Source organism: Erwinia sp. V71 (assembly GCF_965644245.1).
Lineage (GTDB): Bacteria > Pseudomonadota > Gammaproteobacteria > Enterobacterales > Enterobacteriaceae > Erwinia.
Genome location: NZ_CBFFRK010000009.1, coordinates 1 through 12,806, shown reverse-complemented (window position 1 = coordinate 12,806; position 12,806 = coordinate 1). Strand labels below are relative to the sequence as shown.

Genomic DNA, 12,806 nt, shown 5'->3' with positions numbered 1-12,806 from the left:
ATGTTGCCTGAAATTATTTCTTATGACCGTCAAATCACCCTGGTCGGCGACTCCGGGATCCAGTTTATGGATTTTGGCCTGCTCCCTAAAGGTCTGCCCGCAGGTGAATTCGTCAACTTAGCCAACGGCGTGCTCACCCGTCTGATCCACAACGAGCAGCGCGATTACTATTTCTATCAACCGGCGCCTGACAATATTGAGAAGGCCAAAAGCCAGTACGATATCCCTGTTGATAAAAGTCTTAAGTTATTAGATGGCGTGTGGCTGCCTCTCCCCCTGTTCCGGTTTAGCCCACCGAATATGTATCAGGAAGGACCACTGAACTGGGCACGCTTTCGGATAGTAAAACTGGCTGAACCCGATATGGATGGCCATAGCCACCGGATGACGCTGGCTATCGACACCCGCATTATGGCCAAACAACAAGCCGCCGCCGACCTCAGCCCCAATCAGGAAGACGTGAATGCAGGGGCCACTTTTGCGGTTGCGACTGCCACTTATGCGCTCAACTGGTATCTGACTCAGGATTGGGTAAAAGACTGGCTGAAAGAAGTGTTTAACGAAGCCAGTAAAGGCCGTGACTTTGATGAGCGCGAAGAAGAACTCGCGCAGCAATATCCCCTCGCCCACTACCTCAATCTGCTGTCACTGATGGCTATCCCGCCAGAAGGACAGCAGACACAGAGTGAGCCAGTGATCGAACTGCCGCAATTTCGCATGATCGCCAATCGGGAAGTCAATGCCATTAAACCGATAGCGGTAGACCTGATTCTGGATGTGGGGAATTCGCGCACGTGCGGCATTCTGATTGAAGATCACGGCCAGTCGGGTTCTGGGCTGATGCACAACTATGTTCTGAAACTGCGCGATCTCAGCTCTCCTGAACATATCTATACCGATCCCTTTGAAAGCCGGGTCGAGTTCTCACAAGCCTTTTTCGGCAAAGACCACTGCTCTGTCCGCAGCGGACGCCACGACGCATTCCAGTGGCCGACCATCGCCCGAATTGGTGGCGAAGCCAGTCGCTTAGCGGCGCGCCGTCGCGGCAGCGAAGGTTCCACAGGCCTCTCCAGTCCCAAACGTTACTTGTGGGATGAGAAGTTCTATGGTCAGGGATGGCGTTTTAACGGTAGCTATGTGCAGGACACCAACCCACTCGCGACGGCCGCCCCCTTTGCCAACTTAATTGATGAACGAGGCGAGGCGCTGCATACCATTGAAGACGAAATGGACCGTATCCCCGTCTTCACGCCACGCTATTCGCGCAGCTCGCTGATGACCTTCATGCTGTCTGAAGTGCTGGTCCAGGCTATCAGCCAGATCAACAGCCCGGAGCAACGAATTCGCCAGGGCCATGCCGGGATCCCCCGTCAGCTTCGCCATATTATTCTGACCGTGCCGCCAGGACTGCCAATGGCTGAACGGTACATTCTGGAACAAAGAATGCGTCAGGCCGTGGGCTTAGTATGGAAATCGCTGCGCTGGCACCATGGCGAGAATGATCCCTATGCTGATAGTCAGGAGAACATCAGGATCCCACTGCCCGATATCCGGGTAGAATGGGATGAGGCCTCCTGCGCCCAGTTAGTGTATCTGTATACCGAAATTAACCAGAATTTCGCCGGTCATCCGGAAGAGTTCTTCGCGACCCTTGGCCGTCCTGACCGCAAGGATCGGGAAACCATCACCATTGCGTCAATCGACATCGGTGGTGGCACGACGGATCTGGTGGTTACCGATTATCGTCTGGATCGTAATGGTTTGTCCGGCGGCGGCGCGAATGTTCATATCATTCCTCGCCAGCGCTTCCGCGACAGCTTCAAGATTGCCGGTGATGATATCCTGCTTGATGTCATTCAATCCTACATACTGCCAGCTTTCGAGCAGGCACTGCGTGAGGCCGGCGTTGTTGCGGTCGAAACGCTGATGTCTCAGCTGTGCGGTGCACAAAATATCAGCGCCGCAGAAGCCGTGCTGCGTCAACAGCTCAGCCTGCAACTGTTCGTACCGCTGGCCCTGCATATCCTGAGCCGTTATGAACAGTATGATCCGCAGAATGAACAAAGCCACGTACTGATTAATCAGAAGGCCTGTGAGTTACTGCCCGCGGGCAGTATCAGTGAAGAGGTCGCAGGTTTCGTGCGTCGTGAAGTCCACAAAGCAGGCGGACCTAATGACTTCAAACTGGCAGACATTGCCCTCAATCTGCCGCTGGCCAGGATGCATAATGACCTGTGCTCGGGTAAGTTCAACATTGATAAAGTTCTCACGGCGTTATGCGAAGTTTTATCATGCTATAACTGTGACTTACTGCTGCTCACCGGCCGGCCATCACAATTACCCGGTATTCAGGCCATCATTCGTCGTAATCTGCCGCTGCCTCCGGGACGCATTTTAGCACTACATGGTTATCAGACGGGGTCCTGGTATCCGTTCCATAAAAACGGCCATATCGACGATCCAAAGAGCACCGCTTCCGTTGGCGCGATGCTGTCACAACTGTGTGCTAACCATAGTATTCCTAACTTCCATTTCCGTATTTCGGCGCTGAAGCCTTATTCAACCATCCGCCATATCGGCATCATCGATATGGATAACCAGCTCCACGATGCCGACGTTGTCTACCGCCATATCGCATCGGAAAACGGGCAGATTAAGCTGACGGTAATCACCGATGAAGACGGCGAGGAGACAACACCGAGCATTATCATGCGCGGCGATCTGCGGCTGGGTTACCGCCAGCTGGATGCAGAGCGCTGGTCTGCATCCCCCCTCTATATCCTGCGTTTTAAAGACAAGGGGCGTAAGAAATTTTCGGACGCCGTTGCGGAAGATGGGGGTTCACCGTACCTCAAAGTCAGACTGGCGGTAGGAAAAGGGAAAGAAGAGAAAAATGCACGCCAGTCAGGACTGATCAGCGATCGCCTGATTATTGCTGATGTCAGCAGCAATACCAGTAAATCGTTTAGCAAACAGGATGATGTAGAACTGGAACTCAACACCATGCCGGATACGGGACTCATTGACAGCCGGCACTGGCTCGATAGCGGGAGTGTGAAAAAATAATGAATAGCGAACAACAATCTCTCACTGAAGGCTGGGCAGCTATCGCCCAGGGTTGCCAGCACGCGCTGAGCTGGGTTGATAGCGTACGGACGAGTTCCCGCCGCCTGGATAACGAAGCAGATAAACTCAACCTGAGCCTGCTGCGCACGCGTAACCTGGCGAACAGTCTCGCCCAGGTCGCCACCACGCCGATGACGGTGGGTTTCTTCGGTATCTCACAAGCCGGTAAATCGTACCTTATCTCAGCGTTAGCGGCGGGCAATAATGGTGCACTGGAAGCGCGCTATGGTAGTCAGCAGGTGGATTTCATTAAAGAGGTCAATCCCGTCGGCACCGGCAAAGAGGCGACCGGCCTGGTGACCCGTTTCACCCGGCAGGCTCCCACGGCCCCTGCGGGTTACCCTGTTCCCCTGCGGCTGTTTAGCGAAATTGATCTGGCTAAGATTCTGGCTAACGCATGGTTTAACGACTTCAACCACGAGCAGTTGAGCTATCAGCTTGACCAAAGCCGTATTGAGGAGAACCTGCGTCCTTTCCTGCAGCGCGCAGGCCAGGCGACAGCGAATAATGGTGTCAGCAGCGAAGATGTGGTTGCGCTGTGGGACTATCTTAACGCCTCGTTTAAAAAGTCAGTCGAGAAGCTTGAGCACGCCTGGTGGCCGCAGGTGCTTAAAATCGCCCCTGCACTCAGCGCAAACGAACGTGCAGAACTTTTCTCTCTGCTGTGGGGGGAGCTGCCTGCACTAACCGAAACCTATCGTTCATTAGCCAGTGTGCTGGCAAAACTGAATCATGCCAGAATGGTATTTGCGCCGCTCGAGACCGTAACAGATCACAGCAGCGGCAGTATCATGAACGTCGACAGCCTTAACCGCCTCGGTTCAAGTCAGGACCGTAATGTCGAAATACGCTACTGGAAAGATGCGCAGCAGCACAGCAGCGTCACCCTGTCGCAAGCCGAACTGGCGGCACTGACCGCCGAGCTTATTTTCCCCCTCGCAGAAGTCACCAGCGGCAGCATCATGGAGCAAGTCGACTTACTCGACTTCCCCGGCTATCGCGGGCGTCTCAAGGTCACCACCCTTGAAGAAGCCGGCAAAAATGGCCTCAACCCTATCTCGCAGCTACTGCTTCGCGGCAAGGTGGCCTATCTTTTCGAGCGCTATACCGACAACCAGGAAATGAATGCGCTGGTCGTCTGTGCCAGCTCAGTGAAACAAAGTGACGTTGCCGATGTCGGCCCGGTGTTAAATCGCTGGGTGGAGAAAACCCAGGGCAAAAACGCTCAGGAACGCGGAAAAAACAAGCCAGGATTATTCTGGGCCATCACCATGTGTGATAAACGAATCTCCGACAGTCTGATGCATACGGAAAGTCAGCTGAAAGAGGGCTGGGAAGGCATGTTACATATGACATTGCTGGAACGCTTTGCCAGTTATGACTGGCTACAACAGTGGTCTGACAAACCGTTCAAAAACTGCTTCCTGGTGCGTAAACCCGGGCTCGATAATCCCTTCCTGACCATGGAAAGTGAACCGGGTCAGGAAAAGCTGAAAGAAGTCGCGCTGAATGGACGCTACCTTGATGTCATTGACAAAATGGGCAGCACCTTTATCAGTGCGACAAAAGTGAAGGAGCATGTTGAGGATCCGAAAGCCGCATGGCAGGCGATGCTGGCACTCAACGATGGTGGGATGTTACGTCTCACTCACGCTCTGCGCAGCGTCGCCCACCTGGATTTCAAACTGCATCGCCTGAGTGATCAGCTGCAGCAGTGCCGCCATGAAATGGGCGATCAACGGCTTGGTCGCTGGTACGAACAAGACGGTGATGAGCAGCATGCGAAAAAAAGAGCGATTGCCGGAGAATTGTGGCAGGGATTGTCCGCAGCCCCGCATAGCGTGGGAGAACTGATTAACCATCTGGATCTGCCGGGCCATGAACTGAGCAACATCTATCTGAGCATTCGCAATCAGGATCAGGAAGCACAAGCGGCAGACACTCCGCCGTCTCAGAACGCCTTTGCGGCTAATCCGTTCGGCGATAATCCGTTTGCCAGTAACCCGTTTGCTGACAATCCCTTTGCTGAACCCTCCACTGCTCAACAGCCTGTTGCCAGCGAAGCCTCTTTCGTATCAGAGCGAGTCGGTCAGGATGATGAATTTGCCCACCAGATATTCAAAGCGTGGCTGGCACACCTGAGAGAATTACCTCAGTACTGGCAGCACCCCACCATGAATAGCGAGCTGATGAATCAGCTGAGCGAAGAGCTAATCACCGCCGCCAGCCGTCTGGACCTGGAAGGGATGCTGAAACGCGCGCTGGCAGGTCAGGAACAGGCCAACACACGCCGTGAACATTTGATGGCTCGTCAGGTACTGCGTGCTCAACTGACTATACGTGATTTTATTGCCTGGTTCGGTTATCTCACGCTGCCACCAGAGCGGGTTCCCAACAGCTATGTGGGTGAGAAAAAGAAAGTATTTGTCCGCCAGACACAGGTCACCGGCGATGAACTGCCACAACTGCCGTCTGTCGCCACTCAGCCTGCCGTTGCTTATATCGGTGACTGGCTGTCGGCATTGATGACTCTCATTGTGGATAACGCAAACCATAACGCCACGCGCGATATTTCCTTCGAACAGAATCAACAGCTTGGTCAGATCATCGGTCAGCTGAAACAAGAGAACGTGTCATGTTAGCAAAAATTATCGCCTGCCAGCCGGCAGTACCTGGAACTGCACAACTGCTGATTCGCCTGCGCAACGAGCAGGCAATACTGTCTGACCTGACTTTTACACTGTGCAACAATGAGCAATGCTATCTGCAACCTGATGGTCGCTGGAGCCCAGCACCACACAGTTTTACCATCAATGGCGGCTACCCGTTAGAAAGCGGCAGTGGTTTTCGTATTGGTGCCTCACTGCTTGATCCACTGCTGGAGAGCACCAGCCAGGTGCAAATCCAGGTCACGCTAACCTCAGGTGAAACACGTAACACAACGCTGCAACTGAAGCGTGATGATTTGCTCTCATCCGATGCTCGCGGTCAGACCGGCGACTACAGCAGCAGTAGCGTGCTGAATGCGCCTGAACCCAGCGTGGCTCCCGTTGCCGAACCTGTCGTCCTCCCCGAACCTGCGCCATTAGCCCCGATAACCGCGTCAGATGAACGCAAGCCTAAACGCAAGTCATCCCCTGTTCCGCTGATCGTCGCGGTTCTGCTGGTGCTGTTGATCGCCGCAGGCGCGCTATGGTGGTTTTTAGGACGTGATACCGCCTCTGCGCCTGCTGCCGCAGAGAAACAACCGGAAGCGCCTGCCGCTGCGACGTCACCAGCGACCCCGGCCGCCGGTGAGTGTTCCCCTGTCAGCCTGAACAGCCAGAGCGAACTTGAGTTTGTGCAAAACTGTGTGCAACAGAAGCTGGACAGTGACAAGTTACTGGCCATTATCCAGGCCGCTAAAGAGGCGAAGAAATGCGGTATCGCACAGCGCCTGTACGCCAACCGCGCCCAGGGCGGCGACAGTAAGGTCGCCATCGCTTACGCGGGTGAATACGATCCCAAATATCATCAGCCAGGAGAGTGTTTCAAAGAGGCAGATCCTGACACCGCCGCTTACTGGTATGAAACCTCACTGCAATCCGAGCCGGATAACCAACAGGCTAAAGCGCGCCTTGGGGAGTTAAGAAAATGAGGAATAGACATCTTCTTCAGCTGGCTCTGCCGCTGTGCAGCCTGTTATTCAGTGGCTACGCCACTGCAGCTGAGAGTGATAAACCGCTGCTACAGGAAGGGAAAAAGACGTTATACCAGCGAGTACTCACCACGCCGGGTTGCAAGCTGGGCCAGGCCGCTGGCGATGATAAAGGTGAACTACAACCCGCCTTCAGCAGCCTCTATGTTTATCAAAAAGCGGAGGCAAACGGACAAAGCTGGGTGCAAGTCGGGCCTGACAGCTACGGCAAAACTATCGGCTGGTTACCACAGTCATGCACTGTTGACTGGAAAATGCAGCTGACGCTGGCCTTCACTAACCCGGCTAATCGTGACCGTCTGTTATTCTTCAAAGAGAAAAAAAGCCTGGATGATATTTTCTCCGCACCGGATCCGGTCTCGCTGGTCGCGCCGCTGCGCGCAAAGATGAAACGGGATGGGCATGCAGATGGCGTATTAGCCCAGGAGCCGGAATACTTTGTTGATCTGCAAAAACAGTTTTATCTGCTGCCGATTTTAAGCGGCGAAGAAGTCATGACAGAAAACGGCTTTTACACCCGTTTACTTAACGTCGCCTCCGTCAGTAAGGCCTCTGCCGAAAAACCGAAGGATGATGTTAATCAGCTCAAAGGCTTTAACGCGTCAGTCGTTTTTGTTATCGACTCCACCATTTCGATGGGCCCGTATATCGAGCGCACCAAAGAGGCAGTAAACAAAATCTACGCCAGGATCAAACAGGAACACCTGCAGGAACAGGTGAAATTTGGTCTGATTTCCTACCGTTCAAACAACAAAGCCGTACCAGGCCTTGAATACAGAACAAAGATCTATGCCGATCCCAATCAGGTTAAGGATGGCGAAGATTTTCTGAAAAAGGTCGCAGATCTGAAAGAGGCTAAAGTCTCCAGTTCACTGTTCGATGAAGACGCCTACGCTGGCGTGTTATCCGCTATCGATGACATTGACTGGAGTCCGTTTGGCGCGCGTTACATGGTCTTAATCACCGATGCTGGCGCCATTGATGGCAGCAACAAACTGTCCGGCACCGGCCTTGATGCCAGACAGCTACGGCTGGAAGCAGGCAACCGGGGTATCGCTATTTATACCATGCACCTGAAAACACCTGGCGGCAAAGATGACCATGTGAAGGCAGAAAGCCAGTACCGTGACCTTTCCAACTTTGACAGTACCCAATCCAATCTGTACCAGGCCGTCGATGCGGGTGACCTGAAAACGTTTGGCCAGCAGGTTGATACTCTGGCATCCGCCATTACCGAACAGGTCAAAGCCGCGTATATAGGCGACCCTGCCATTGGCAGTGCCATTTATGCCAAAGAGGACGGTAAAAAGCTGACACCAGAACAGAAGCTGTTGCAGGATACCGCGCTGATTGGCCACGCCATGCAGTTAGCCTACCTCGGCAAAAAGAATGATACTCAGGCGCCACTGGTGTTTAAGGCATGGATCAGTGACCGGGACCTGATTAAGCAGAACCTCCCGACCACCGACGTTCGGGTACTGCTGACCAAAGGACAGCTCAGCGATCTGAGTGATGTCGTGAGTCAGATTCTGCAGGCAGCTAACGAAGGTATCATCTCCCCGACGAAAATGTTTGAACGGCTACGCACCGTTGCCGCCACCATGGGAGCCGATCCCAACCAGCTGAAACAGAAAGAAAATGCCCGAATCAACGATCTTGGCGTATTAGGGGAATATATTGCCGACCTGCCCTATCGTAGCGACGTCCTGAATCTTGATGAAGAAACATGGAAAAGATGGGATGGCCTGTCGCAGGAAAAATTTATCCGCACCCTTTCAGCCAAGCTGCGTCACTACCAAAAATATAATGCGGATGTGGATCGCTGGGTTGAGCTCGCCAAAGGAAGCGATCCACGCGATCGTGTTTACCCTGTGCCACTGGAAATGATGCCCTGATGTTGCAGATTAAGGATTTGTCTGTTGTTCGCGGGCAGGGACGCCAGGCGCATCATGTCCACCTGCCGCAGCTTGAACTGCGGCCAGGCGAGGTGATGGCGGTGACCGGCGAAAGCGGCTGTGGCAAAAGCACCCTGCTTGAAGCGATTGGCTTATTGCTTCGCCCCGATCAGGTTGGACAATACCACCTGAGTGATGCCGGTCAACAACGTGATATTGCCATGCTCCTCAACAACAATCAGCAAGCGGAACTGGCAAACATTCGCGCACGCCAGATCGGATTCGTGCTGCAAAATGGTGGCCTTCTTCCCTTTCTGAATGTGCTGGACAACATACGGCTACCCAGTCAGCTACTCGCCAGTGTGCCTGACAAAGCCATGCTGTCGAGGGTGATCGACTCACTGAAACTTGGGCCGCTGCTGACCCGGTATCCGTCGCAGCTTTCGTTTGGCGAAAGACAACGCACCGCGTTTGCCCGCGCCATCATGCATCGTCCTGCACTGGTACTGGCTGACGAACCTACCGCGGCCCTTGACCCCAGCAATGCTCAGCAGTTATTTAGCCTGTTTATAGACCTGGTCCGCCATGAGGGGATGATGGCTCTGGTCGTTTGTCACGACTGGCCGCTGGTGCAGCGTTTCAGTTTACCTTGTCTTATTGCCCGCCCGGATCAGACAGCCGCGAGTCAGGCAGAGCCCCCACAGCAAGCTCAGGGAGGAACCTGGTTTGTCCTTTAACAGAATAATGCTGCTTGGCCGTCTGGCGGTTAAAGACCTGTGGCATGATCGCATGATCTCTTTTTGTATCGTTTCATCTCTGGTTGCCGTGATTGCGCCTCTGCTGCTGCTGTTCGGTTTGCGTTTTGGCATTGTCAGTCAGTTACAGAATGATTTGGCCAGCGATCCCCGTAACCTTGAAATCCGCATGCTGAGCAGTGGCAGCTATGATCAACACTGGATAGAACAGCTGCGTCAACGGCCTGATGTGGGCTTTGCCGTTGGGCAAACACGTTCGCTCAATACGCTCGCTGATCTCCAGACGGGCAGCAGCCATTTCATCGAAAATGCCGAAGTTATCCCAACCGGTGCCGGTGACCCCCTGTTGGGTGAACTTGAGATTCGCCACGAAAATGGCGCCGTATTAACACAAGAAGCGGCACGCAAGCTGGCGGTGAACGTCGGCGATACTCTGACCTTACGCGTGAGTCGCCAGCTTGAAGAGCGCCGGGAGCTGGGACGCAAAAGTCTGACTGTCGAAGGCATTCTGCCCGCCACCTATTTCAACCGCACAGCCATCTTCACCCAACCGGCACTGTTAATGATGCTGGAGGATTTCCGGGATGGTTATGCTGTCTCAGCCCTTGGCACCAGCAGCGGCAATCAGCTGAGCGACAAACCGCGGCGTTATGCCCGTGCCCGCTTGTATGCCAGAGACATTGACCAGGTTGCCAGCCTTGAACGCGATCTGAGAGCGCAACGCATCGAAACCACAAGCCGACTGGCCGATATTGAAAATGTGAAAAGCATCAATCGTGTGCTGGGTGTGATTTTTAACACCATCGCCGCAACAGCGCTTATCGGCTGTATTACCTCATTAATCGGCTCATTTATCGCCAATGTTGATCGCAAACGTAAGCATATTGCCGTGTTGCGTCTCCTCGGTTTCACCAGCCCCTCCGTTGGGCTGTATGTGATATTACAGGGCTGCCTGCTTAGCCTGCTGGCTTATGTGGGTGGCTACAGCATCTATCTTATCGCCAGTCAGGTATTTAACCGCTTGCTGGCTGGCAGCCAGGCCACTGACCAGATGCTTTGCAAAATCACGATGGCGCACAGTGTCATCGCGATAGCACTGACCGTGATCGTGGCAATTCTGGTTGCCAGCATTGGCGCCTGGCGAGCGATTAATATTGAACCTGCGCAAAGTCTGCGCGAGGTGTGACTTGACCACCTTATTTTCCCGTCAACTTATGCTTATCGGAGATTGCTCGTGACCTTTACGCCTTCCTCACTGTCGTTCGGGTTAGTTATCGGTCTGCTCGCCAGTATCTCACCTGCGCTGGCCGAGCCATGGCCTGCCAATACCTGGAATCCCAAACCGGATGATGAAGATATCATTCTGCCCATGCCTTGTGAGGGTTCAATGGTATTCCGTCGCGTCGAGATCCCGATGCCTGGCCCGCTTGATGACCTGCCGGTTACGCTGGGGCAGGATGGCGGAGACTGGGGCGTGATCGAACACAGCTACCCGGCCTTTATCGCCGGAAGTTTTACTGATAGCAAAAAGAGTAAGGGTCGTTATTACCTGATGGCCAAATATGAACTTACCACTTTGCAATATCAGGCATTAATGGATGGCAGTTGCCCAACGCCTTCACGCAAGCTCAGCATGCCAGCGGCCGGTATGAGCTGGTTCGATGCGGTCACCGCTGCGGATAAGTACAACCAATGGCTCCGAACTCACGCTATCGACAAACTCCCCAAAGAAGATGGCAATCCTGGGTTTTTGCGACTGCCGACTGAGGTAGAGTGGGAATTTGCCGCCCGCGGCGGGCTGAAAGTTAACAGCGCAGAGTTTCGCGATGTGCATTACCCCATGGATGATATGAAAAACTATGAATGGTACTCCGGGGCGCAATCATCCAATGGCAAAGTACAGCTTATAGGGCTGCTCAGTCCGAATCCTCTTGGCCTGTATGACATGCTGGGAAATGTCGAAGAGATGATGTTCACCCCCTTTTATCTCAACAAACTCAATCGCCTGCATGGTCAGGCCGGTGGATTTGTGGTCCGTGGCGGCAGCTTTCAGTCTGGCCCGTCAGAGATCCGCAGTGCGACCCGCAAAGAACGGAATTACTATGACAACGCAACGCCCTTCGTCAGTAAAGCGACAGGCCTGCGTCTGGTCTTGATCGCCCCAGCCATTACCTCCACAAACAGGGTTAAACAGCTCGAAAAAAGCTGGGAAACTCTGGGCGCTGAAAATCAGAATAGCGATAAGAAACAAGATGAAAGCAACGACACGGCCAAAGCGCTGGGGAGTCTCGCCTCCGGTGTCGGCGATACGGCCCTGAAACAAAAGCTGAAAGAGCTGGAAAATCAGCTTCGCGCCAGCAATCAGAAGCAGCAGGAAGAGCGCGCCCAGTCGATCCGCGCCAGTCTTAACTTAGGTTCCTTCCTGTGTACCAAACTGCAGGATGATGGCAACTTCCTCGATTTTTTAAATCACAACTATGAACTGCTGTGTAAGGATAAAGACGCCAGCGATACAAATTGCGCCGTCCGAAAAACCAAACTGGGAGAACAGTCAGACAGGCTCCAGCAACTGACGGGGTACTATGCCAGCAGCCTGGTCGATTCGGCGACACTGTATGGGCAGGAAGGGCTAAAACCGGAAGTCGCCGTATTTGATCAAATGCTGACACTCAATAAGCGCCTTTCTGGTCTGAAACCGTTCCTTGCCGCCCACTGGCAGAATCAGCAGAAGTATCTGGCAAATGGCAAGATTGATACCGCAGGCTGGCTGGAAAGTTGTAAGAAGACAGGAGGTCATTAACCTCTGGCACCTTTGCCTGGACGACGGCGGTTCTCCTCATGAAACGGCCACCGTTATCGACTTGTGGCCCAGTACTATCGGCCATTACAGGTTAGCGGAAACCAGACCCTATAGTCCTCCTCTGTCTGGTTATGCGAGAGGGCATCACAGGATGCCCTCTTTTGTTTCAACATGTCGTCCGCAAGCCACACCGTTATGCTCATTTTTATTGTCGGCCTCAGTCTGTTCAACAGGCAGGTGACATAAAACATCGCTACCGCACTGTTCCACTTACAGTTTATTCCTAAAGCCCCCTTTTCTGCCCTGTGCCATGCTTACCCCTGCCATAACACAAAAAAACATGAGGTTATTATGAAAAAGACCATTATTGCATTATCTGCACTTCTGCTGGCAACTCCGGTTTTTGCCGCTACCACACATGCAACAGACGAAACCGTGGCTGAGGCGAACAAAAACGCTAAGGAAGGTGCGATTTAATCGGTGGGGTTCAGTGGAGTCCTTAGCTGTATTAGCCTTACCTTAGCTGAGCTGTA

The 12,806-nt window shown here is 53.4% G+C and carries 7 protein-coding genes and 1 pseudogene; all 8 read left to right on the top strand.

Annotation, left to right across the window (positions count from 1 at the left end):
* Nucleotides 1–3,066, top strand: coding sequence for a virulence factor SrfB (locus tag ACSZO1_RS03415; protein WP_437609539.1), 3,066 nt, complete (start codon nt 1–3; stop codon nt 3,064–3,066).
* Nucleotides 3,066–5,768, top strand: coding sequence for a putative virulence factor (locus ACSZO1_RS03410; protein ID WP_437609537.1), 2,703 nt, complete (start codon nt 3,066–3,068; stop codon nt 5,766–5,768). Before ACSZO1_RS03415 ends, ACSZO1_RS03410 begins: the two co-directional genes overlap by 1 nt.
* Nucleotides 5,762–6,763: a hypothetical protein gene (locus tag ACSZO1_RS03405; RefSeq protein WP_437609536.1), complete on the top strand. Its 1,002-nt coding sequence runs from the start codon at nt 5,762–5,764 to the stop codon at nt 6,761–6,763. The genes ACSZO1_RS03410 and ACSZO1_RS03405 overlap by 7 nt, the downstream gene beginning before the upstream one ends.
* Nucleotides 6,760–8,718: a vWA domain-containing protein gene (locus tag ACSZO1_RS03400; RefSeq protein WP_437609534.1), complete on the top strand. Its 1,959-nt coding sequence runs from the start codon at nt 6,760–6,762 to the stop codon at nt 8,716–8,718. Before ACSZO1_RS03405 ends, ACSZO1_RS03400 begins: the two co-directional genes overlap by 4 nt.
* Nucleotides 8,718–9,455, top strand: coding sequence for an ABC transporter ATP-binding protein (locus ACSZO1_RS03395; protein ID WP_437609532.1), 738 nt, complete (start codon nt 8,718–8,720; stop codon nt 9,453–9,455). Before ACSZO1_RS03400 ends, ACSZO1_RS03395 begins: the two co-directional genes overlap by 1 nt.
* Nucleotides 9,445–10,659 carry an ABC transporter permease gene (locus ACSZO1_RS03390; RefSeq protein WP_437609530.1) on the top strand — a complete coding sequence of 405 codons (1,215 nt, stop codon included), beginning with the start codon at nt 9,445–9,447 and terminating at the stop codon, nt 10,657–10,659. The genes ACSZO1_RS03395 and ACSZO1_RS03390 overlap by 11 nt, the downstream gene beginning before the upstream one ends.
* A gap of 288 nt (nt 10,660–10,947) precedes the next feature.
* Nucleotides 10,948–12,273, top strand: a complete 1,326-nt coding sequence (locus ACSZO1_RS03385) for a formylglycine-generating enzyme family protein (protein WP_437609528.1) — start codon at nt 10,948–10,950, stop codon at nt 12,271–12,273.
* 351 nt (nt 12,274–12,624) lie between these two features.
* Nucleotides 12,625–12,732, top strand: a pseudogene (locus ACSZO1_RS03380) (hypothetical protein); the annotation flags it as partial.
* Nucleotides 12,733–12,806: the final 74 nt, after the last annotated feature.

Bases quoted from the DNA above. Each gene is read 5' to 3' on its own strand.
- ACSZO1_RS03395 (WP_437609532.1), top strand. From the start codon at position 8,718: ATGTTGCAGATTAAGGATTTGTCTGTTGTTCGCGGGCAGGGACGCCAG.
- ACSZO1_RS03415 (WP_437609539.1), top strand. From the start codon at position 1: ATGTTGCCTGAAATTATTTCTTATGACCGTCAAATCACCCTGGTCGGC.
- ACSZO1_RS03410 (WP_437609537.1), top strand. From the start codon at position 3,066: ATGAATAGCGAACAACAATCTCTCACTGAAGGCTGGGCAGCTATCGCC.
- ACSZO1_RS03405 (WP_437609536.1), top strand. From the start codon at position 5,762: ATGTTAGCAAAAATTATCGCCTGCCAGCCGGCAGTACCTGGAACTGCA.
- ACSZO1_RS03400 (WP_437609534.1), top strand. From the start codon at position 6,760: ATGAGGAATAGACATCTTCTTCAGCTGGCTCTGCCGCTGTGCAGCCTG.